Source organism: Mycobacterium sp. Root135 (assembly GCF_001426545.1).
Classification (GTDB): Bacteria; Actinomycetota; Actinomycetes; order Mycobacteriales; family Mycobacteriaceae; genus Mycobacterium.
In genome coordinates this window covers 535,178-556,194 of sequence record NZ_LMEZ01000007.1, presented here as the reverse complement: position 1 = coordinate 556,194, position 21,017 = coordinate 535,178, and the positions used below count along the sequence as shown (strand labels likewise).

The following is a 21,017-nucleotide window of genomic DNA, read 5'->3' as shown; positions in this document are numbered from 1 at the left end:
AATCGTCAGCCCACCGTGGCGGCGAAGGGCCCCACCCGGGCGATGAACCGGTCGAAGAAGGCCTCCGGGTCGACGTGAACGCCGATGTGCGCGTTGGGGTATCGGCCCCAGTGCCCACGCCAGTCGGCCACCGTCATCCCGCGGGTCAGGGTGCCCGTCAGTTCGACGTCGACGGTCGCCTGCCGGTATGTGACGAGGTCGGGGTCCAGTGCCACCGCGGCGGCGAGCGGATCGTGCAGGTGGGCCAGGTAGCCCTCGCCCTGGTCGAAGTGGAACTCGAAGTAGAAGCGCATCGCGTCCTCGAGAACGCGAATCAGCGGATTGGAGGCCGCCGATCGGGTGCCTCGGTCGTCGAGCACGCTCATCGGGCTGGTGGCGGACCCGGCGGCCGCCGCCAGCCGGCTGAGGATCGCAGGTGTCATGGCGGCGTGTTCGGTCAGGTTGAGCCCCAACACGATTGGCAGGTGTGTCGGCTTGTCCAAGCCCCACGCCGCGCCCCATACGGTGAAGACCTCCGAGCCCGATTCGGGGTCGACGCTGATGTTCCATTCGGCCACCGGCGTGGTGTTGCCTCGGTAGTCGAATGCGCCGCCCATGATGACGAGCCGGCGCAACAACCTGGGCAGGTTCGGTTCGATGCGCATGGCCAGCGCCAGATTGGTCAACGGTCCGGTGACCAGCCCGATGAGCTCTCCCGGGTATTCGCGGGCCGCCCGCACCCAGGCGGTGGCCGCGTCGTAGTCGGTCAGTCGACCGTCGCAGGCGGGCAGTTGCGCGTAGCCGAGACCCTCCGGGCCATGGGTGTCCTCGGCGGTGCGCAAGGGCGTCGCCAGCGGGCGGTCGGCACCCTTGGACACCGGGATGTCACCGGCACCGCAGAGTGCGAGAAGCCCCAGGTTGTTGACGCAGACCTGGTCGACGGGCACGTTGCCTGCGGTCGAGGCGATGCCGACGATTTCGGCGTCGGCGCTGCCAAGCAAGTAGGCCAACGCCATGGCGTCGTCCACGCCCGTGTCCACGTCGGCGAAGACGGGCAATCGCGTCGTCGCGTCCGCGTCCGTCCTCACGACTTCTGTCACACCGTCAACACTAGGGCGGGGTCGTCACCAGTGCACACCAGGTACCAGTCGGACCGCCCGCTTGACGGGTCCCGGCGTTCGGAAGTTCATCAGGCCCGGGCCGAGCACGCGGACGGGCCGTCTCGGCCGTCGCGTCGGCTGGTGCTCCGCCGGCGCCGTGACGCCTCGGGCGGCCGGCGAATCGGGATAGCCGAGATACAACTGGTGCATGATCCGGCGGGACAGGCCCGGGGCGAAGTAATGGCCGATGTCGGACAGCGTGCCGAGCGGGGTGTCGATCCTGGCGGGTTTGTCCACCAGGCCGCGGACCACCATCGCGGCCGCGTGGTCCGCGGTGATGGCGGGCACCGGGTTGAGCTTGCTCGAGGGGGCGATCATCGGTGTCTTGACCAACGGCATGTGGATGTTGGTGAAGGTGATGTGGTCGGAAAGTGTCTCGGTGCCAACCACTTCGGCGAAGGCGTCGAGCGCGGCCTTGCTCGGGACGTACGCGCTGTACTTCGGGCTGTTGGCCTGCACGCCCGCGCTCGAGACGTTCACCACGTGCCCGAACCGTCGTTCACGCCAATGCGGCAGCAGTGCCAGCACCATCCGCACCGAGCCGAAGTAGTTCACCGCCATCACGCGTTCGTAGTCGTGCAGCCGATCGGTGGAGGCCGACACCGACCGCCGGATGGAACGGCCCGCGTTGTTCACCAGGTAGTCGACGTGACCGAACTGGCCGAGGATGTCCTTCACGGTGTGGTCCACCGACGCCGAATCGGTGACGTCACACGTGAATGCGTGTGCCTCGCCGCCGGATTCGCGGATTTCGGCGACCAGGTCGTCGAGCGCTTCGGCGTTGCGCGCCAAGGCGAACACCCGCGCCCCGCGTTCGGCCACGGCGATGGCTGATGCTCGGCCAATGCCGCTGGACGCTCCCGTGATGACGACGTGGCGACCGACCAGCGCACCAGCGGGATCGTCTCGGCGGGCGCGGTCTGGGTCCAGGTGTTCGGCCCAGTACCGCCACAGCAGTGGGGCGTAGGAGGCGAACTCGGGCACCCGTATTCCGCTGCCCCGCAACGCCTCTGCGGCGTTGTCGGAGGTGAAGGTCGGAGCGAGGTCGACGACGTCGAGGACTTCCGCCGGGATGCCCAGCTGGGTGGCCGCCATGTTGCGCAGGATCTTGGCCCGTCCGGTGGCGGTGAGGAACGGCGTTGCCAGCGATCCTGGCAGCGAGCCGCGAAGGTCCGGCAGGTGGGCTTCCTTGGCCACGCCGCGGTAGATGTGTGTGAGCCCAATCGACTTCGGTGCCGTCAGGTGGAACGTCTGACCGTCGCGGCCGGGCGCGTGCATGATCTCGGCGACCGCGTCGACGACGTAGTCCACGGGGACGACGTTGGTGCGGCCCGTGTCGGGCAGCACGATTGGTGTGTACTTCGGCAGCACGGCCAGCTTCGCGAGCAGCCCGAAGAAGTAGTACGGACCGTCGACCTTGTCCATCTCGCCGGTGCGGGAGTCGCCGACGACGACTGCGGGCCGGTAGACCCGGTAGCGCAAACCGGGGGCGGCGCGCACCAGCATCTCGGCTTCGAACTTCGTCTGGTGGTACGGCGTCGGCAAGTCCTGCGCGACGTCGAAATCGTCTTCGGTGTACTCGCCGCGGTAGGTGCCGGCCACCGCGATCGACGATACGTGGTGCAGGGTGGCGTCCACCCGCAACGCCAACTCGATCACCGCCTTCGTCCCGTCGACGTTGGCGGCGCGTTGGGCCTCGTCGTCGGCGGTCACGTCGTAGACGGCGCCGCAGTGCACCACGTGGTCGACGGTTCCGAGTTCGGCGACGGCTGCCTCGCTGAGTCCCAGGTTGGGCGACGTGAGATCCCCGACCAGGGGTTTCGCGCGGTCACCCCACTCGGTAGCGAGCTTCTCGAAACGCGACAGCGACTCCCGGCGGACCAGAACCCAGACCTCGCCGTCGTCGTTCCTGGCGAGAATCGCGGATACGAGGCGGCGGCCAATGAACCCGGTACCGCCGGTAACGACATAGCGCATGCGAGTCATGGTCACCCCTGCTACGGCAAAGGTCAACCCTCGGTGGGCGGCGCGGGGCCGTCGCGATATCGTCCGACTGAGCCGCCACCGCCTTCAAGGGAGCAGAGCATGCCGATCAACCCCGACGCCATCGGCGCCACGTCCGCGCCGCAACCGTTCGAGTGGACCGAGCGCGACACGCTGCTCTACGCACTCGGGGTCGGCGCAGGCGCCAAGGATCTGGCGTTCACCACCGAGAACAGCCATGACATCCAGCAGCAGGTGCTGCCGACCTACGCCGTCATCGCGTGCCCGGCGTGGGCCGCGGCCGCGGAGGTGGGGTCGTTCAACTGGGCCATGCTGCTGCACGGTTCACAGCAGATTCGCCTGTATGCGCCGTTGCCGACGTCGGGCAAGCTCAACGTGACCTCCGAGGTCGTCGACGTTCAGGACAAGGGCGAGGGCAAGAACGCCATCCTGGTGCTCAAGGGCACCGGCACCGACCCGGAGACGGGCAAGGTCGTGGCGGAGACGGTCTCGACGGCCGTCATCCGCGGCGAGGGCGGTTTCGGCGGTCAGCCCGGCGAGCGCCCCGTCGCCCCGCAGATCCCGGATCGCGAGCCGGACGCCAAGGTCGCGCTACCCACGACCGAGGATCAGCCGCTGATCTATCGGCTGTCGGGGGACCGCAATCCGCTGCACAGTGATCCGTGGTTCGCGCAGAACCTTGCGGGCTTCCCGAAGCCAATCCTGCACGGGCTGTGCACCTATGGGGTTGCGGGTCGGGTGCTGGTGGCCGAACTCGGGGGCAACGACGCCACGAAGATCACGGCCGTCGGCGCACGGTTCACCTCGCCGGTGTTCCCCGGCGAGACGCTGACGACGTCGGTGTGGCGCACCGAACCCGGGCATGCGGTGTTCCGCACGGAGGCCGCCGGGGTCGACGGCTCGAACGCGCGCGTGGTCCTCGACGACGGCACCGCCGAGTACCTGGACTGACGGGGCTTTAGCGCCGCGGCAGGACGTTCGACGCGCGGTAGCGCTCCACCTTGTCGGCGAAGCTGTCCACGGTCGAGCGGAAACCCAGGAAACCGGCCATGCGGCTCTTCGTCATGTCGGTCAGGCACTCGATGTTGCGGCCCAGGTCACCGTCGGTGTGCCACCACGACGCCAGCCGGTCGACGTCGGCTTCGGCGAGGTGGTGCCGCTCGGCGATGGTGCGCCAAATGCTTGCCGCCTCACCCATTCTGTCGTCGAGCGGGCGTGGCGAGTCCTCGAAGCCGACGGGCTCGACACCGAACATCTCGGCGATCTGAGGCCACAGCCAGCGCCACCGGAAGACGTCACCGTTGACGATGTTGAAGGCCTCGTCGCGGCCCTGCGGATCGGTGGCCGCCCAGATCATCTGCTCGCCGACGAGGTCGGAGTCGGAGACGTCCGTCAGGCCGTTCCATTGTGTTTCGGAGCCGGGAAAGACGAAGGGAGCGTTGGTCTCTCGGCAGATCTCGGCGTACACGCTCAACGTAAGCGCCATGTTCATCGCGTTTCCGGTGGCGTACCCGAAGATGCTGTGCGCGCGGTGCACGCTCCAGCCGAATCCGTATTGCGCTGCGGCGGCGAATAATTCGTCTTCCTGCGCGTAGTAGAAGTTCGGGCTGTCCAGGCGTTCCTCGTATTCGTGGAACGGGGTGTCGGGCATGTCGCCGGTGGCGTAGCTGTCGAACGGCCCGAGGTAGTGCTTCAGGCCCGTCATCAGGGCGGCGTGGCGGACCGAACCCTTCGGCCCGGTGGCGGCGAGGACGTTGCGGACCGTCGCGCTGTTGACCTCGATGTTCTCGGCTTCGGTGTCCTTCTTCATCCACGCGGTGATGAAGACCAGTTCCGGGTCGACGCCGGCGAGCGCCTGCTGCAGCGCAGCCGGGTCCAGCAGGTCGGCGGCGACGGGCGTCATGCCGTCCACCGGGCTTCCCCCGCTGCGCGACAACCCGTAGGTCTGCCAGCCGGCGGCGACGAGTTGGGTGGCGAGTGCCTGTCCGACGATGCCGGTCGCTCCGACGACGAGGGCGACTCCCTGCTTGTTTTCGGTCACGCGTCCATGCTGTCACGGTGCGAGGTCGACCCACCCCTGGCGGGGGCCGCCACCGTCGAGACGAAACTCAGCAGGATCACGAGCGCGGGGGCCATGATGGTCGGCATGGCCGACGACTCCAAACCCCCGTTCCCGCCCTTCGATCTGGAGAGCGCGCTCGTCAAGGTTCAGGCGGCCGAGGACGCCTGGAACACCCGCGATCCACACCGGGTGAGCCTGGCCTATACCGAGGATTCGCAGTGGCGCAATCGCGACCAGTTCGTCACGGGTCGCGCCGCGATCGTCGACTTCCTGACGGCCAAGTGGGAGCGCGAGCTGGACTATGCGCTCCGCAAGGGTCTGTGGAGTTTCGCCGGGAACCGGATCGCGGTGCGCTTCCAGTACGAGTGCCGCAACGCCGGCGGCCAGTGGTACCGCAGCTACGGCAACGAGCTCTGGGAGTTCGACGACAACGGCCTCATGCGCCGCCGGGAAGCAAGCATCAACGACGTCGCGATCGACGAGGGCGACCGGCGCTTCTTCGGCCCGCGGCCGGAATCCGAGCGGGGACAAGACTTTCCGTTGCGTTAGCCGCTGCCGTACACCTTGGCGATGTCGGGGGAGTCCAGCCACTTGGAGTACGTCGGCGACTGCGGCCAACCCTCGGGTGAATCCTGCCATTGCTCCTGGCGGCCCCACGGCAACAGGTCGATCAGCGCGAAGCTGAGACTGAGCTGCTCGGTGCCGCGACCGTCGGTGTGCCACGTGCGGTAGACGGTGTCACCCTCTCGGAGAAAGACGTTGACGGCGAAGCCAGTGCCGGGTGCCGCCCCGACGTCGGCGCCGAACGAACTCTCCGACGACGAGTACCACTCCATCTGGTTGCCCACCCTGGCCTTGTAGGCCAGGGCCTCCTCGAAGGGACCGTTGGTCACGATGACGAACCGGGCGTCGTAGGCGGCCAGGAACTCCAGCCGGGTGAACTGCGACGTGAAGCCGGTGCAACCACCGCACTGCCACTCCGCGCCGTCGGTCCACATGTGGTTGTAGACGATGAGCTGGCGCCTGCCGTCGAACACGTCGGCCAGCGCAACGGGTCCGTCGGCGCCGGTCAACGTGTACTCCGGCATCTCGACCATCGGCAACCGGCGGCGCTGCGCGGCGATGGCGTCGAGTTCGCGGGTCGCGGCCTTCTCCCTGGCGCGCAGCTCGTCGAGCGCGGTGTGCCAGGTGGCCTGGTCGACGACCGGGGGCGTAGCGGATGTCATCACGGTCTCCTTGTCACTAGTCCTGCTGGGTAGACAAGCTGGGTGGCGATTACTCATCGTCATGTCGGGAGGAGTTGGTGGGCAAGTGGCAGGCAAGGTCGTCGTGACGAATTGGGTCACGCTCGACGGGGTGATGCAGGCGCCAGGGCGGCCGGACGAGGACACCCGTGACGGGTTCACCCACGGCGGCTGGGCGGTGCCGTACAGCGACCAAACGGTCACCGCGACGATGGGCGAGCGGATGTCCGCACGCTTCGAGTGGTTGTTGGGGCGACGGAGCTACGAGGATCTGCTCGAGTCCTGGAACGCGCAGGGTGGGCCGTTCCGGGATGCGCTGAACGCAACGCGCAAGTACGTCGTCTCCGGGAACGCCGCGACGACGCTGCGGTGGCCCAACTCGGAACTGCTGCACGGCGACGTCGCCGCAGAGGTCGCCGCGCTCAAGCAGCGTTCGGACGCCAATCTGGTGATCATGGGTGGCGGCGTGCTGATCCAGTCGTTGGCGAAGGCCGGGCTGATCGACGAGTACGTGCTGATGGTTGCTCCGATCGTGCTGGGTGAGGGCCGACGGTTGTTCGGCCCTGGCGTTCGGCAGTCGCTGCGGCTGCTCGATTGTGTGCAGGCGGGCACCGGAGCATTGGTCGTGACGTACGCGGCCTAGAATTCGAACTGATGTTCGACTAGATTTGCGGGATGGGTTGGAACGACGGTCCGTCGACCTGGGGTGAGATGCAGCGCGTGCTCACCAGCAAGCCGCGCCGCGCCGGGTCCCGCCTGCCCGAGCCCACCGGCGACGGTGGGGACAGCCCGGCCTGGTCCCGCAAGCGGGGGAGCTACGAGCGGCCCGACGGTCACCGGCGCACGGGCACGTCCACCCCGTATGCCGAACTGCACGCCCACTCGGCGTTCAGCTTCCTCGACGGGGCGAGCACCCCGGAGGAGCTCGTCGAGGAGGCCGCCCGGCTGAACCTGCGGGCCATCGCGCTGACCGATCACGACGGGTTGTACGGGGTGGTCCGATTCGCCGAAGCGGCACGGGAACTCGACGTTCAGACGGTGTTCGGCGCCGAACTCTCGCTGGGAAACGTGCCCCGCACCGAGGTGCCCGATCCGCCGGGGCCGCATCTGCTGGTGCTGGCACGCGGGCCGGAGGGGTATCGACGTCTGTCGAGGGAGCTCGCCACGGCCCACCTCGCCGGCGGGGAGAAGGGCAAGCCGCGCTATGACTTCGACGCGCTGACCGAGGCCGCCGGTGGGCACTGGCAGATCCTCACCGGGTGCCGCAAAGGGCATGTGCAGCAAGCCTTGTCGACGGGTGGACCGGCCGCCGCCGACGCCGCGCTCGCCGATCTGGTGGACCGGTTCGGGGCCGACCGGGTGAGCGTCGAGCTCACCCATCACGGCCACCCCCTCGACGACGAACGCAACACCCAGCTCGCCGCCCTGGCGCCGCGGTTCGGGGTCGGCGTCGTCGCCACCACGGCCGCGCACTTCGCCGAACCGACCCGCGGCAGGCTGGCCATGGCGATGGGGGCGATCCGGGCGCGCAATTCGATGGACGAGGCCAGCGGATGGCTTGCGCCGCTGGGTGGTTCGCATCTGCGCTCCGGAGACGAGATGGCCCGGCTGTTCGCCAGGCACCCCGGTGCGGTGGCGGCCGCGGCCGACCTAGGCGAGCAGTGTGCGTTCGGGTTGGCACTCATCGCCCCGAAGCTGCCTCCGTTCGAGGTGCCTGCGGGGCAGACCGAGGACAGCTGGCTGCGCCATCTGGTGATGACCGGCGCCCGGGATCGGTACGGCCCGCCAGAGCGGGCCGCGCAGGCCTACGCCCAGATCGAGCACGAGCTGCGCGTCATCGCCAAGCTCGACTTTCCCGGCTACTTCCTCGTCGTGCACGACATCACCCGGTTCTGCAAGGACAACGACATCCTGTGCCAGGGCCGGGGATCGGCGGCCAACTCCGCGGTCTGTTACGCCCTCGGCGTCACCAACGTCGACCCCGTCGCCAACGAGTTGCTGTTCGAGCGCTTCCTGTCGCCTGCGCGCGACGGACCGCCGGACATCGACATCGACATCGAATCCGATCTGCGTGAGAAGGCGATTCAGTACGTCTACGAGCGCTACGGCCGTGACTATGCCGCCCAGGTCGCCAACGTCATCACCTACCGCGGCCGCAGCGCGGTACGCGACATGGCCAGGGCACTGGGATTCTCCCAGGGTCAGCAGGACGCCTGGAGCAAGCAGCTCAGCAAGTGGAACGGTCTGGCGGACTCACCCGACGTGGAGGAGATTCCCAAACCGGTGATCGACCTGGCGCTACAGGTCAAGGACTTGCCTCGGCACATGGGCATCCACTCCGGCGGCATGGTGATCTGTGACCGGCCGATCGCCGACGTATGCCCGGTGGAGTGGGCGCGCATGGAGAACCGCAGCGTGCTGCAGTGGGACAAGGACGACTGTGCGGCAATCGGTTTGGTGAAGTTCGACTTGCTCGGGCTTGGCATGCTCTCGGCGCTGCACTACGCCATCGACCTGGCCGCCGAGCACAAGGGTCTCGAGGTCGACCTGTCGAAGCTCGACCTGTCCGAGGCGGCCGTCTACGAGATGCTGCAGCGCGCCGACTCGGTCGGGGTGTTCCAGGTGGAGTCCCGCGCGCAGATGGCCACGTTGCCCCGGCTGAAGCCGCGGGTGTTCTACGACCTGGTGGTCGAGGTCGCGCTGATCCGACCGGGGCCCATTCAGGGCGGCTCGGTGCACCCGTACATCCGGCGCCGCAACGGTGAGGAAGAGGTCACCTACGATCACCCGTCGATGGAGCAGGCGCTGCGGAAGACGTTGGGAATTCCGCTGTTTCAGGAGCAGCTGATGCAGTTGGCCGTCGACTGCGCGGGTTTCTCCGCCGCCGAGGCCGACCAGCTGCGTCGGGCCATGGGGTCCAAGAGGTCCACCGAGAAGATGAAGCGGCTCCGCAGCCGGTTCTACGACGGCATGAGGGAGCGGCACGGCATCACCGGTGACGTCGCCGACCGGATCTACGAGAAGTTGGAGGCCTTCGCCAATTTCGGCTTCCCGGAGAGTCATTCGCTGTCGTTCGCCTCGCTGGTGTTCTATTCGTCGTGGTTCAAGCTGCATCACCCCGCGGTGTTCTGTGCCGCGCTGCTCCGGGCGCAGCCGATGGGTTTCTATTCGCCGCAGTCGTTGGTCGCCGACGCCCGTCGGCACGGGGTGCTGGTGCACGGTCCCGACGTGAACGCCAGCCTGGCGCACGCCACGCTGGAGAACCGTGGCCTCGAGGTGAGGCTGGGTCTCGGTGCGGTGCGGCACATCGGCGACGAGTTGGCCGAGCGCATCGTCGAGGACCGATCGCACGGCGCGTTCAGGTCTCTGGTCGACCTTGCCGGCAGGGTGCAGCTGTCGGTGCCGCAGACCGAGGCGTTGGCGACCGCGGGTGCGCTCGGCTGTTTCGGTGTGACTCGACGGGAGGCGCTGTGGGCGGCGGGAGCCGCGGCCTCCGAGCGTCCCGACCGGCTGCCCGGTGTCGGGTCGTCTTCGCACGTCCCGTCCCTGCCCGGGATGACGCACCTCGAGTTGACCGCCGCCGACGTCTGGGCCACCGGTGTCTCGCCGGACAGTCACCCCGTTCAGTTCCTTCGCGAACGCCTCGACGACCTGGGCGTCGTGCCTGCCAACCGGCTGTTGTCGGTACCGGACGGCACCCGGGTGCTCGTCGCAGGCGCGGTGACCCACCGGCAGCGGCCTGCGACCGCTCAGGGGGTGACGTTCATGAACCTCGAGGACGAAACCGGCATGGTCAACGTGATGTGCTCCAAGGGGGTGTGGGCGCGGCATCGCAAGCTGGCACAGACGGCGTCGGCGCTGGTGATCCGCGGCATCGTGCAGAACGCGACCGGAGCGGTCACCATCGTGGCCGACCGACTCGGGCCGATCGACCTGCGGGTCAAGTCGAAGTCGCGCGACTTCCAGTAGGCGCGTCCGTCCCCCGATCGGTGGACACGGCGTTCATCCGACCCATCCACCAGTCGCCCGACAGACTTCGTCCCCGCGCTGAGACATAGTTATCCCATCGCCGGAACACACCGGCCAGCCAGGAACCAAAAGAGGCCAAAAGGCCACTCGGACAAAGGAAAAAGACATGAACACCATCGCCCGCAGCCTCGTCACCGCCACCTTCGTTGGCGCGGCGGCCCTCGGACTCGCCGGAGTCGCCAGCCCCGGCACCTACGCCACCCCGGCCCCCACCGTCGGCCCCGGCTGGTACGGCAACCACGGCCCCGCCTACATCGCCCACCTCAACGGCAAGTAGCCAGCAACACCCAAGAACCCATCAGGCCCTCCCCGACCAATCCCCGGGGGAGGGCCTGATGTATTTCCGGGGCGGGGTCAGGCCGTTGGGGTCGTCCACACCTTGTCGACGCTGATCCGCAGTCGGGTGCTGTAGTCCACCATCGATTCGGTCAAGCCGAACTGGTCGGCAGCCGGCCCGTACTTGGCCCAGTACGGGCCGTCGTCGCGGCAGTCCACGCCCTCGGCGTCGACGGTCGCCTCGCCACCGACGACGATGATCCCGCCGCCGTTGCCGTCGGAATCCAGGTTGAGGCTCACCTGCGGGTGACGCCGGACGTGCGCGACCTTCGCCGCGGTCGGACTGCTGTAGACGAACAGCGCTTCGCCGTCGAAGTAGAACCAGATCAGCTTTGGCACCGGCTGGCCGGACTTCGCGATGGTGGTGAGCCATCCGTAGTGGGCCTGGTTCAGACGATCGATGACTTCTGACGTCAGCGCGGCAGTCATGAATGCGAATGTAGTCTCCGAAGATGCCCTCTGAAACCCTCGATTTGACGCTCGACGAACTCCTGACGACCACGCGTTCGGTCCGCAAACGCCTCGATCTCGAGAAGCCCGTACCCCGCGAGATCGTCATGGAATGCCTCGACTTGGCCCTGCAGGCGCCGACCGGCTCGAACTCCCAGGGCTGGCAGTTCGTCTTCGTCGACGACGACGAGAAGAAGAAGGCGATCGCCGACATCTACCGCACCGCGGCGACCCCGTACCTCGACGCCGAGAAGCCCACCTACGGCGACAGCCGCGACGACCGGACCCCGCTGGTCGTCGACTCGGCGAAGTACCTCAACGACCATCTGCACGAAGTGCCGATCATGATGATCCCGTGCTTGGAAGGCCGCCCGGACGGGGCGCCCGCCGGAGCGAGCGCCGGGTACTGGGGCTCGCTGCTACCCGCGGCGTGGAGCTTCATGCTCGCCCTGCGCTCGCGCGGACTCGGGTCGGCGTGGACGACGCTGCACCTGGTCGGCGACGGTGAGAAGCAGGCCGCCGAGATCCTGGGGATTCCGTTCGACAAGTACGCCCAGGGCGGCCTGTTCCCGATTGCCTACACCAAGGGCACCGAGTTCAAGAAGGCCAAGCGGCTGCCTGCCGAACAGCTCAGCCATTGGAATTCCTGGTAGTCAGACGGCGCCGCTGAAACCCTGTTGGCGCCACGCCTCGTAGACCACGACGGCGGCGGCGTTCGACAGGTTCAGCGAACGCCGCCCCGCCAGCATCGGTATCCGCACGCGTTGGGTGACGTGCGGGTCCGCCAGCGTCTCAGCGTCCAAGCCGGTCGGTTCCGGGCCGAACAGCAGCACGTCGCCGGGGATGAAGTCGACGTCGCCGAAGAACGATTCGGCGTGTGCGGTGAACGCGAAGACCCGCGCCGGCATCACCGCCGTCCACGCCGACGGTAGGTCCGGGTGCACCGTCACCGACGCTAGATCGTGGTAGTCGAGGCCGGCGCGGCGCAACTTTGGTTCCGACAGGTCGAAGCCGAGCGGTTCGACGAGATGCAATTCGCATCCGGTGGCGGCGACCATTCTGATCGCATTGCCCGTGTTCGGGGCGATGCACGGTGCATTGAACATGACCCTGAACAAAACGCTGAGCCTCCCGGTATGCGAGTACGGGGAAGCCTACGTCGGTCGAGGATCAGCCCAACTCAGGTCTCCTGGTCGGGAATGGTGACGTCGTCCCCGAATTCGGGGTCGGGGCTGTCGCCGCCCGGGCCGGTGACGGGTTCCGTCTCGTCGGTGTCGTCATGCGGGCGTTGGTCTCCATGGGGCTCGGTCATTACTTCCCTTTACCCATATTCGACGTTGGATCTCGGAAGAGCAACGGCATTTGCCCACGTGGCGCACGAGTACGCAACGCCACGGTCACGAACTCTGCCTGTTCAGTAACAACTGTGGAAACGCCCGCACATCGCTGTCATACTCGAGAAATTGCCGGTCGGACTGGTACTTCGGTGCCTGCCGATACGCGGGCGTACTGATGCAGGAAGCCTTATGAACCACGCGCGATCAACGAATCGTCACCGAGTGACCGGCCGTACGGCCGCGACACGATGACCGCGTTCGTCGAACCACCGCACGACGTTGCGGCGCAGGGACTTCCGGCCACGTCACCGCGGCAGCCGGCGGGCCAGACGAAACGGCCTTCGCGATGGGCGCTGAGCAATTGGCCCGTTCGTTGGAAGGTCCTCGCAATCGTCCTGGTGCCGCTGGTGTTGGTCGGCGTATTCGGCGGTTTGCGCGTTCAGTCGGGATGGGCCGACGCAAACAATCTCCGATTGGCCGCCGACCGTGCCGAATTGGTGCCCTCGATCGAGGAATACATGGCGGCCTTGGAAGGCGCCCTGTTGGCGAATTCCGCGGGCGGCGACGCCCAAGCCGCGTTGAACGCATTCGACACCGACAAACAGAAACTGCAGAACAAACTCAACGGCACCGACGTCGTACCCGACGTGCGTACCGGCGTGACCGGTCTGCTGGACGACGGCCAGGCGCTGCTGGATCGGGTCACGGCCAACGACGTCGACCTCCGGGGTCGCATCACCGCGTACGCCCCGATTCTGTTGTCCGCCGAGGACGCGATCAACGGTTCGGTACGCGTCGACGACGAGCAGATCCGTGCCGAGGCGCTCGGCCTCAGCCGGGCTGTCGGCGCGCGCGGTCAGATGGCGATGGAGCAGCTTCTGGTCAACCTCGGCGGCGATCTCCCCGAGCCGGAACTGCGCAACTCGATGATCACCCTGGCCGGCACCGAACCGTCGACGTTGGCGGGGATGTCCCAGGTGCTTGGGGTCGGTTCGCCTGACGCGCAGAAGTTGCAAGAAGAGATGGTCAGGCGGATGGCCCTGATGTCGGACCCCGCCGTCGGGTTGGTGGGCAACCCCGACTTGAGCCAGTCGTTGCAGGCCACCGACGACATAGCGGAGAAGGTCGTCGACTCGACGACCGCGGCCGTCACGTCCGCCGTCGAGGACCAGGCCAACGCCAAGCGGCAGGAGGCGATTCGCGACTCGGCGGTCGTCGGGGTGGCCTTCCTGCTGGCGATCGTCATCGTGCTCTTCGTGGCGCGTTCGCTGGTGCGGCCGCTGCGAATGCTGCGCGACGGCGCCCTCCGGGTGGCCCACCAGGACCTGGCCCAAGAAATCGAGCGGGTGCGCACGGGAGGCGAGCCGGGGCCGGTCCAGCCGGTTCCGGTGTACACCACAGAAGAGGTGGGGCAGGTCGCGCACGCCGTCGACGAGCTGCACGAGCAGGCGGTCTTCCTGGCCGGCGAGCAAGCCCGCCTTCAGCTTCAGATCGGCGACATGTTCGAGACGTTGTCGCGTCGCAGCCGGTCTCTGGTGGACCAGCAGCTGGGACTCATCGACCGCCTCGAGCGCGACGAGGAAGACCCCGAGCGACTGGACAGTCTCTTCAAGCTGGACCACCTCGCCACGCGGATGCGGCGCAACGGCGCCAACCTGCTGGTGTTGGCCGGTTCAAAGCCACAGCGCGAGCAGGCCGACCCGGTCCCCGTCGCCACCGTCGTCAACGCCGCGGCCTCCGAGGTCGAGGACTACGCCAGGATCGTCACCGCGACCGTGCCGGACAGCGAAGTCGTCGGCGTCGTCGCGGGTGATCTCGTCCATCTGCTGGCCGAGCTGCTGGACAACGCGCTGAGGTACTCGCCGCCGGTGTCCGACGTCAGGGTGACGGCGGCGCATACCGGCAACGGCGGTCTGGTCGTCGAGGTCAGCGACTACGGCCTCGGAATGACCGACGCCGACTTGCGCGTGGCCAACGCCCGCCTGCAGTCGGGTGGCGAGGTCAACCCGTACACCGCCCGGCACATGGGCCTGTTCGTCGTCGGCCGGTTGGCGGCCCAGCACGGTCTCGTCGTCCGGCTCCGCAACACCATTGCCGCCGAACCGAATTCGGGGACGACGGCCGGCGTCTTCATTCCCGCCGAGGCGCTGCTGCACGGCCCAGGCGCGGCGGAACCGATTCCCGCCGACTACGGCATGCCCGCAGAGCCGCATCTCGCCGTGGTGCCCACGCACGCGCCCGACGAGGATTACGTGGACTATCAGGAGGACGTCGTCGACACCCCGGAGTACCCCTACGGCCATGCCGACATTCCGATTTCGCTTCTGCCGCAACGCAACCCGGGAGCCAGCGGCATCGCCGGCATTCCGTCGGCGCCGATCGAACCCGTCGAGCCCGTCGTCCAATCCGAGAATCGGTGGGGTGAACGGGAGTGGCCCGAGGAACGCCCGTCGGCCGAGCCGGCCACGCCCGCCCCCGTCGACACCTCGTCGTACTTCGCCGCAGGCAGGGAAGAGCAGCGACCCCAGCCCGAACCAGCCACTGGCGGTTCGATATTCGACACCATGCTGTCGGAATGGCTGATCGACGATCCGTTCACGTTGGCCAACAGCACCGACCTGGACTGGCAGACCGTATGGGACAAGGGCTGGTCGGCGGCGGCGGCGGCCGAGGAGGCCCCGGTGGAGGAGCGCACTCCTGAAGGGTTGCCGGTGCGTGAGCCCGGTGCGCGGCTGGTCCCCGGTGCGGCGGCCACCGGCGAGAACGGACGCAACGGGCGCAACGGAGGGTCCCACCGCGGGCCGGACGTCCCCGACGAGCGTGACGACTCCACGTTCGACACCGGCCCGATCGTGATCCCGCGCAACCCCGAAGCCGTCCGCAACAGCATTGGCAACCACTTCGGCGGCGTGCACGCCGGCCGGTCGCACGCCCGCGACGGACGATCGACAGACGAGGACTGACTCGAGGATGACCCGTCCGACCCAGCGTGACTCCCTTGACTGGTTGGTCTCCAAGTTCGCCCACGAGGTGTCGGGCGTCTCCCACGCGATCCTGGTGTCCGCCGACGGCCTGCTGATGGCTTCCAGCGAGCACATGCCCGTGGAGCGAGCGGATCAACTCGCGGCGGTGACGTCGGGTCTGGCCAGCCTCTCGACGGGCGCGGCGCAGCTGTTCGACGGCGGCTACGTGCTGCAGTCGATCGTCGAGATGGAACACGGCTACCTGCTGCTGATGCGGGTCGGCGACGGTTCGAACCTCGCCACGTTGGCGACCAAGTCGTGCGACATCGGGCAGGTGGGCTACGAGATGGCGATCCTGGTCGAGCGGGTCGGCACGATGATCCAGTCCGCCCGCCGCACGGCTCAGCGTTCGTGAGCGTCGATGGACTTTCCGTCGCGCGACGCCTGGGAGCCCAGTGAGCCTCTGACCGAGGTGAGCCTCGTCCGGCCCTACACGCTGACTGCAGGCCGGACTCGGTCGCTCGTCGACCTTCCACTCGAGGCGCCGATCCAGGCGTTGCAGGTCGCGCCCGCACCCCGATGGCCACGCAGCGACGTGCGGGCCAAGATCCTGGAGCTTGGCGCCGACGGTCCGTCGGTCGCGGAGATCGCGGCTCGCTTGGCATTGCCCCTCGGCGTTGCGCGCGTGTTGATCGGGGATTTGGTGACGCAGGGATATCTTCGAGTGGACGCCACCCTGGCGGCGTCGGAGACCATCGAGGAACGACGAGAACTCATCGGAAGGACACTGCGTGGCCTACGGGCACTCTGAGCGGCGCTCATCCGCCATGAGGTCGTCGTCTGGTACAGGGTCTTCGCGCCAGCGCTCATCCGCCACCAAGATCGTCATCTCCGGCGGTTTCGGCGCAGGCAAGACGACCTTCGTCGGCGCCGTGTCGGAGATCATGCCCCTGCGCACCGAGGCCATCGTGACCAACGCGTCGCAGGGTCTCGACATGCTCGGCGCCACCCCGAACAAGAACACCACCACCGTCGCCATGGACTTCGGCCGCATCACCCTGGCCGACGACTTGGTGCTGTACCTGTTCGGCACGCCGGGGCAACGTCGGTTCTGGTTCATGTGGGACGACCTGGTCCGCGGCGCGATCGGCGCGATCATCCTCGTCGACGTGCGCAGGCTTGAGGACAGTTTCGCCGCGGTCGACTTCTTCGAAGCGCGGAAGCTGCCGTTCCTGATCGCCGTCAACGTGTTCGACGGTGGGCCGCGGTATTCGGCGGACGCGGTACGCCAAGCGCTGGCGCTGCGCGAGGGCATCCCGGTGCTCGACGTCGACGCCCGGGACCGCAACTCGGCGAAGGCCGCGCTGATCGCGGTCACCGAATACGCGCTGATGAACCTCAGTTCGTTGCACGGCTGATCAGGTGGGCACCTTCGACCAGGAGTGGGCGGACCGTGAGTACACCGGTCACGACTTCCGCGATGACGATCTGAGCCGGCTGCGCACTGAGCGGGTGGTGTTCACCGAATGCGACTTCAGCGGCGTCGACCTGTCGGAATCCGAGCACCAGGGGTCGGCCTTCCGCAACTGCACCTTCCGGCGTACGTCGCTGATGCACACCGCGTTCCGCCACAGCACCCTGCTGGGGTCGGTGTTCAGCGAGTGCCGGCTGCGGCCCGTGACGATGGTCGAGGTGGACCTGACGCTGGCCGTGCTGGGCGGGTGCGACCTGCGCAGCATCGACCTGTCGGATTGCCGGCTGCGCGAGGCCAACCTGGTCGGCACCGATCTGCGCAAGGCGGTGCTACGGGGTGCCGACCTGACCGGAGCGCGGACGCAGAACGTCAAACTCGACGAGGCCGACCTCCGCGGCGCGCGCGTCGACCCCACGTTCTGGACGACTGCGGCGGTCCGCGGCGCGAAGATCGACGTCAACCAGGCGCTCGCCTACGCGGTGGCGCACGGGTTGGACGTCCACGGCGGGTAACCCCTTCCCTGCGAGCAGTCGCAAAAGTGCGCGACACGCCGGGTGTTCCCGCAGCTTTGCGTCTGCTCGCGGGGAAAGGCTTAGCCCGCCTTGAGCCGAATCTTGAAGCGCACGAAGCACAGGTAGAAGATCGACAGCGCGCCGAGCATGGCCATGTCGAACAGCCAGGTGCCCGAGTCGTGCCTCCAGTGCGAGTCGTCGGGCATGATCGGCGGTTTCACCATGTCGGTGACGCCCACCGTCGACGCCGTGGCCGCGAAGCCCCAGCGGGCCGGTGTCACCCAGGACATCTGGTCCAGCGGGGCGCGGCCCGTGACCGGGATCAGGCCGCCGGAGAACACCAGCTGCGACATGACCGCCACGACGAGCAGCGGCATGATCTGGTCGCTGGTCCGCGCCAGCGCCGACAGTGCGAGGCCGACCGTCGCCGCGCAGATGGTCGCGGCGGCCATGCCGAAGAACAGTTCCAGCGCGGCGGACGCTTCACCGCCGCCGAGCACCAGGGGACCGTTCTTGGGCAGCCCGACGCCGATCAGCGTGATGGCCGTGACGATCCCGGACTGCACGATCGCGAACACCGAGTAGATGCAGACCTTGGCCAGCAGATAGGCGGTGGTGGACAGGCCGACGGCCTGTTCTCGTAGGAAGATCGCGCGTTCACCGATGAGGTCGCGCACGGTCAGGGCGGTACCCATGAAGATGGCGCCGACGTTGAGCAGCACCAGCACCTGGCCGGGCTGGTTGGGTGCGTCGCCAAGCGGGTTGGGTTGACCAAAGCCGGTGGAGCCGGGCACGGACAGCGACAGCACACCCATGATGAACGGCAGGATCGCCAGGAACGCGAAGTATCCGCGGTCGGAGATGATGAGCCGCATCTGCCGGCGCGCGATCGTCGAGAACTGTTTGATCGTGCTGGTGTGCACGGGCTTGCCGAGCTCGGCGGCTTCCTGCTTCGGCGGTGCCGGCGGCGGAGGGCCGTGGCGCTCGAGGTACTTGCGCTTGGCGCCTTCGGGGTCGCCGGCGACCGAGGAGAAGATGTCGGCCCAGTTCGTGGTGCCGAGCTCGGGACCGATCTGACTGGGTGACCCGCGGAACGCCGTCTTGCCGCCGGGCGCCAGCAGCAGCACCTGGTCGCAGACGTCGAGGTAGGTCAGCGAGTGCGTCACCACCAGGACCACGCGGCCGGCGTCGGCGAGCTGGCGCAGCATCGTCATGACCTGGCGGTCCAGTGCCGGGTCCAGACCCGAGGTGGGCTCGTCGAGGATGAGCAGCGATGGGCCGGTCAGCAGTTCCAGCGCCACCGAGGCGCGCTTGCGCTGGCCGCCGGAGAGCTTGTCGACGCGGGTGTCGAGGTGCTTGGTCATCTCGAGTTCCTCGAGGACCTCCATGACGACCCGTTCGCGGTCCTCCCGGTTGGTGTCGGGCGGCAGTCGCAGTTCGGCGGCGTACATCAGGGCCTGCCGCACGGTCAGCTGACCGTGGACGACGTCGTCCTGGGGGACCATGCCGATTCTGGAGCGCAGCGACGCGTACTCGGCGTGCACGTCGTGACCCTCGAACGTCACGGTGCCCGTGGTGGGGTGCGTGTATCCGGCGATCAGCCGGGCGAAGGTCGACTTGCCGGCGCCCGACGGGCCGATCAGCGCCGTGAGAGTGCCGGGTCGCGCCGAGAGCGAGATGTTGTCGAGCAGCGTCTTGTTGCCCTCGATCGTCCAGGTGACGCCGTGCACGTCGAGGCCGCCGGTGCGGGTTGAGACGTCGGCTTCGTTGCGCCGCGCGAGCGTGCCGCCCCCGAAGACGAGGTCGATGTTGCCGATGGTGACGACGTCGCCGTCGCGCAGCACCTCGGAGTCGACGCGCTGGCCGTTGACGAACGTGCCGTTGATGCTGCGGTTGTCGAGGATCTGGGTGCCGCCGGGGCCGGTCACCAGCGTGGCGTGGTGGCGTGATGCCAGGACGTCGGGGATGACGATGTCGTTGTCGGTGGCGCGACCGATCTTGATGCCGCCGGGCGGAACTTCGGGTGCCCTGCCTGGCCGCAGGATCTTGAGCATGCTGGTCGCGAGGTTGCCCTCGGGTGCCCGTGGTGTCGCGGCCGGACCCATCTGGGTGGCGGTCGGATCGATGTTGACGCTGGACGGCGGGGCCGGGTGCGGCGCGCTCGGCGGGCGATATCCCTGCGGTCCGCTGGCGGGCGCCGGTGCCGACGGGTACATCGGCTGTGACTGCGACGGCGGCTGATACGGCTGGGAGTAGGACGGTTGCGTCCGCGACGGGGGCGGCTGCGTGCGCGGGTATCCGGTCGACGGCGTCTGGGTGGGCCACGACGTGCTGGGGCGTCCGGCGATCGGCACCTTGGCGGTCTGGGGCGGCGTGCCCGCCGAACCCTGGTGGCGGCCGACCTCGAAGGTGAGGTGGGGGCCGTCCGGGTTGCCGACGTTGACGCCCATGCCGTCGGCGATGTCGACCATCGGGACGCGCTGGCCGTTGACGTACAGCCCGTTGAGGCTGCCGTTGTCGACGGCCATCCAGCGGCCCTGGTCGAAGCGGAGCAGCAGGTGCGCGCGCGAGATCAGGGGATGGGCAATGCGGACGTCGGCTCGCAGGTCACGCCCGACGACGACGTCGTTACCGGGTGAGAAGGTGCGGGGCGAGCCGTCGTACCGAACGGTCAGAGCGGGCGGGACAGGTCGCGTCATCGGAACCAACTGTATCGGTAGCGCTGCCGCAAGCGGGGTTGGTCCCGGCGCCCGCGCGTGGCACCGCGGCGAATGCCACTGCCCGCCATCCGGGGTCGCGGCTCGAATGCGTTGCATGGCAAATTTCCTCGAGCGGATTGTCGCGCTCGGACGGGAATGTGCGCGCCCAGGTCTCGGACGGTTAACGATTCATGCCGACGGGGTCCGTATCCCTATGAGTTCGTCGTCATGCGTGCTGTTGTAGAGCCATGTCGGCGACGAGGATTGCTCCGGGGAGAGCGGTGGCTTCGATGTGCAGCGCGGTTGCCGCGGTTCTCGTCGCCGGAGCGACGGCGGTGACGACAGCTACGAGCATGGGGTTGCCGAGTGCGGCAGCGAAGCCGCCGACCGTGCCGACGGACAGCCAGGGTTACGTCGACTCGCCCGCGAGGTGCGGCCCCGGTCAAACAGCCGTGGTGCTGGGTCGGACGGCGTTGTCGCTCGTCGCCATCTGCTCCGACGGGCGCGGGCACTACGAGTACCGCGGCATCCGGCTCAGTGACCGGGCGGTACTGATTCTGCCCGCCAAATCGATGTCGAACGGGTGCTTCGGCGCCAGCTCCGACGCGGTCGACTACACGGTGTCGGAACGCAAACTCCTTCTCACGGCTGGTCTTCGGGTGCTGCGCGACGAGACGATGACGGAGTTCCTCGACTACCGCGTCGCCGCGCCCGTCACGAAGCTGTCTGCCGACGATCACGACCGCTGATCTCGCGACGCGCTCCCGT

Annotated in this window: 20 protein-coding genes; 12 read left to right on the top strand and 8 right to left on the bottom strand. The window is 67.9% G+C overall.

Going from position 1 to position 21,017, the window contains the following annotated elements; genetic code table 11:
• Positions 1-5 precede the first annotated feature (5 nt).
• Together ASD37_RS22815 and ASD37_RS22810 are read right to left on the bottom strand one after the other, a co-directional pair.
• Complete coding sequence (locus ASD37_RS22815; RefSeq protein WP_082570377.1) at positions 6-1,037, bottom strand: nucleoside hydrolase; 1,032 nt, start codon at positions 1,035-1,037, stop codon at positions 6-8.
• Between the two features lie 66 nt (positions 1,038-1,103).
• Positions 1,104-3,116: an SDR family oxidoreductase gene (locus ASD37_RS22810; protein ID WP_200959964.1), complete on the bottom strand. Its 2,013-nt coding sequence runs from the start codon at positions 3,114-3,116 to the stop codon at positions 1,104-1,106.
• Positions 3,117-3,224: 108 nt separating this feature from the next.
• Between ASD37_RS22810 and ASD37_RS22805 the strand changes: the two genes are divergently transcribed.
• The gene (locus tag ASD37_RS22805) at positions 3,225-4,094 is read left to right on the top strand and encodes a MaoC family dehydratase (protein WP_056556878.1); all 870 of its coding nucleotides are present in this window, start codon (positions 3,225-3,227) and stop codon (positions 4,092-4,094) included.
• 7 nt (positions 4,095-4,101) lie between these two features.
• Here ASD37_RS22805 and ASD37_RS22800 read toward each other — a convergent pair whose 3' ends face one another.
• Positions 4,102-5,184: an SDR family oxidoreductase gene (locus tag ASD37_RS22800; protein ID WP_056556875.1), complete on the bottom strand. Its 1,083-nt coding sequence runs from the start codon at positions 5,182-5,184 to the stop codon at positions 4,102-4,104.
• Positions 5,185-5,289: 105 nt separating this feature from the next.
• Here ASD37_RS22800 and ASD37_RS22795 point away from each other — a divergent pair, with 105 nt between their 5' ends.
• The gene (locus ASD37_RS22795) at positions 5,290-5,754 is read left to right on the top strand and encodes a nuclear transport factor 2 family protein (protein ID WP_056557536.1); all 465 of its coding nucleotides are present in this window, start codon (positions 5,290-5,292) and stop codon (positions 5,752-5,754) included.
• Here the strand turns inward: ASD37_RS22795 and ASD37_RS22790 are convergent.
• Positions 5,751-6,431, bottom strand: a complete 681-nt coding sequence (locus ASD37_RS22790; protein WP_056556872.1) for a DUF899 family protein — start codon at positions 6,429-6,431, stop codon at positions 5,751-5,753. The two genes, ASD37_RS22795 and ASD37_RS22790, sit on opposite strands and share 4 nt — an antisense overlap.
• Before the next feature lie 85 nt (positions 6,432-6,516).
• Between ASD37_RS22790 and ASD37_RS22785 the strand changes: the two genes are divergently transcribed.
• From ASD37_RS22785 to ASD37_RS32040, 3 genes are all read left to right on the top strand, one after another.
• On the top strand, positions 6,517-7,092 hold the full coding sequence (locus ASD37_RS22785; protein WP_235568509.1) for a dihydrofolate reductase family protein: 576 nt from the start codon (positions 6,517-6,519) through the stop codon (positions 7,090-7,092).
• A gap of 32 nt (positions 7,093-7,124) precedes the next feature.
• Positions 7,125-10,418 (top strand): error-prone DNA polymerase, encoded by a 3,294-nt coding sequence (locus ASD37_RS22780; protein WP_056556866.1) that lies wholly within the window; start codon positions 7,125-7,127, stop codon positions 10,416-10,418.
• A gap of 166 nt (positions 10,419-10,584) precedes the next feature.
• Complete coding sequence (locus tag ASD37_RS32040; RefSeq protein WP_200959963.1) at positions 10,585-10,755, top strand: hypothetical protein; 171 nt, start codon at positions 10,585-10,587, stop codon at positions 10,753-10,755.
• A gap of 77 nt (positions 10,756-10,832) precedes the next feature.
• Here the strand turns inward: ASD37_RS32040 and ASD37_RS22775 are convergent, their stop codons facing one another.
• A complete protein-coding gene (locus ASD37_RS22775) occupies positions 10,833-11,243 on the bottom strand; it encodes a TIGR03667 family PPOX class F420-dependent oxidoreductase (protein WP_056556863.1) in 411 nt (136 codons plus the stop codon).
• 23 nt (positions 11,244-11,266) lie between these two features.
• Between ASD37_RS22775 and ASD37_RS22770 the strand changes: the two genes are divergently transcribed.
• Positions 11,267-11,917, top strand: a complete 651-nt coding sequence (locus ASD37_RS22770; protein ID WP_056556859.1) for a nitroreductase family protein — start codon at positions 11,267-11,269, stop codon at positions 11,915-11,917.
• On the opposite strand, the gene ASD37_RS22765 is transcribed toward ASD37_RS22770, so the two are convergent.
• Positions 11,918-12,382, bottom strand: coding sequence for a tRNA (cytidine(34)-2'-O)-methyltransferase (locus ASD37_RS22765; protein ID WP_056556856.1), 465 nt, complete (start codon positions 12,380-12,382; stop codon positions 11,918-11,920).
• Positions 12,383-12,444: 62 nt separating this feature from the next.
• Positions 12,445-12,576, bottom strand: a complete 132-nt coding sequence (locus tag ASD37_RS32545) for a hypothetical protein (RefSeq protein ID WP_255354929.1) — start codon at positions 12,574-12,576, stop codon at positions 12,445-12,447.
• Positions 12,577-12,849: 273 nt separating this feature from the next.
• Between ASD37_RS32545 and ASD37_RS22760 the strand changes: the two genes are divergently transcribed.
• Genes ASD37_RS22760 through ASD37_RS22740 form a run of 5 tightly spaced genes read left to right on the top strand, consistent with a single transcriptional unit; the run spans position 12,850 to position 17,550 of the window.
• The gene (locus ASD37_RS22760; protein ID WP_056556853.1) at positions 12,850-15,564 is read left to right on the top strand and encodes a HAMP domain-containing sensor histidine kinase; all 2,715 of its coding nucleotides are present in this window, start codon (positions 12,850-12,852) and stop codon (positions 15,562-15,564) included.
• Between the two features lie 7 nt (positions 15,565-15,571).
• On the top strand, positions 15,572-15,979 hold the full coding sequence (locus ASD37_RS22755) for a roadblock/LC7 domain-containing protein (RefSeq protein ID WP_056556851.1): 408 nt from the start codon (positions 15,572-15,574) through the stop codon (positions 15,977-15,979).
• Between the two features lie 6 nt (positions 15,980-15,985).
• Entirely contained in the window at positions 15,986-16,375 is a 390-nt protein-coding gene (locus tag ASD37_RS22750; RefSeq protein ID WP_056556846.1) for a DUF742 domain-containing protein, read from the top strand.
• A 16-nt stretch (positions 16,376-16,391) separates the two neighbouring features.
• Positions 16,392-16,982 (top strand): ATP/GTP-binding protein, encoded by a 591-nt coding sequence (locus tag ASD37_RS22745; RefSeq protein WP_156721032.1) that lies wholly within the window; start codon positions 16,392-16,394, stop codon positions 16,980-16,982.
• Positions 16,983-16,986: 4 nt separating this feature from the next.
• Positions 16,987-17,550 carry a pentapeptide repeat-containing protein gene (locus tag ASD37_RS22740; protein ID WP_056556842.1) on the top strand — a complete coding sequence of 188 codons (564 nt, stop codon included), beginning with the start codon at positions 16,987-16,989 and terminating at the stop codon, positions 17,548-17,550.
• 80 nt (positions 17,551-17,630) lie between these two features.
• Here ASD37_RS22740 and ASD37_RS22735 read toward each other — a convergent pair whose 3' ends face one another.
• Positions 17,631-20,249, bottom strand: a complete 2,619-nt coding sequence (locus ASD37_RS22735) for an ATP-binding cassette domain-containing protein (protein ID WP_056556840.1) — start codon at positions 20,247-20,249, stop codon at positions 17,631-17,633.
• Between the two features lie 290 nt (positions 20,250-20,539).
• Between ASD37_RS22735 and ASD37_RS31630 the strand changes: the two genes are divergently transcribed.
• On the top strand, positions 20,540-20,998 hold the full coding sequence (locus ASD37_RS31630; RefSeq protein ID WP_156721031.1) for a hypothetical protein: 459 nt from the start codon (positions 20,540-20,542) through the stop codon (positions 20,996-20,998).
• The last annotated feature ends 19 nt before the right edge of the window (positions 20,999-21,017 follow it).

Coding starts and splice junctions, on each gene's coding strand:
- ASD37_RS22810 (WP_200959964.1), bottom strand. CDS start 3,116: ATGCGCTATGTCGTTACCGGCGGTACCGGGTTCATTGGCCGCCGCCTC.
- ASD37_RS22805 (WP_056556878.1), top strand. CDS start 3,225: ATGCCGATCAACCCCGACGCCATCGGCGCCACGTCCGCGCCGCAACCG.
- ASD37_RS22795 (WP_056557536.1), top strand. CDS start 5,290: ATGGCCGACGACTCCAAACCCCCGTTCCCGCCCTTCGATCTGGAGAGC.
- ASD37_RS22790 (WP_056556872.1), bottom strand. CDS start 6,431: ATGACATCCGCTACGCCCCCGGTCGTCGACCAGGCCACCTGGCACACC.
- ASD37_RS22780 (WP_056556866.1), top strand. CDS start 7,125: ATGGGTTGGAACGACGGTCCGTCGACCTGGGGTGAGATGCAGCGCGTG.
- ASD37_RS32040 (WP_200959963.1), top strand. CDS start 10,585: ATGAACACCATCGCCCGCAGCCTCGTCACCGCCACCTTCGTTGGCGCG.
- ASD37_RS22775 (WP_056556863.1), bottom strand. CDS start 11,243: ATGACTGCCGCGCTGACGTCAGAAGTCATCGATCGTCTGAACCAGGCC.
- ASD37_RS22770 (WP_056556859.1), top strand. CDS start 11,267: ATGCCCTCTGAAACCCTCGATTTGACGCTCGACGAACTCCTGACGACC.
- ASD37_RS32545 (WP_255354929.1), bottom strand. CDS start 12,576: ATGACCGAGCCCCATGGAGACCAACGCCCGCATGACGACACCGACGAG.
- ASD37_RS22760 (WP_056556853.1), top strand. CDS start 12,850: ATGACCGCGTTCGTCGAACCACCGCACGACGTTGCGGCGCAGGGACTT.
- ASD37_RS22755 (WP_056556851.1), top strand. CDS start 15,572: ATGACCCGTCCGACCCAGCGTGACTCCCTTGACTGGTTGGTCTCCAAG.
- ASD37_RS22750 (WP_056556846.1), top strand. CDS start 15,986: ATGGACTTTCCGTCGCGCGACGCCTGGGAGCCCAGTGAGCCTCTGACC.
- ASD37_RS22745 (WP_156721032.1), top strand. CDS start 16,392: ATGAGGTCGTCGTCTGGTACAGGGTCTTCGCGCCAGCGCTCATCCGCC.
- ASD37_RS22735 (WP_056556840.1), bottom strand. CDS start 20,249: ATGACGCGACCTGTCCCGCCCGCTCTGACCGTTCGGTACGACGGCTCG.
- ASD37_RS31630 (WP_156721031.1), top strand. CDS start 20,540: ATGTGCAGCGCGGTTGCCGCGGTTCTCGTCGCCGGAGCGACGGCGGTG.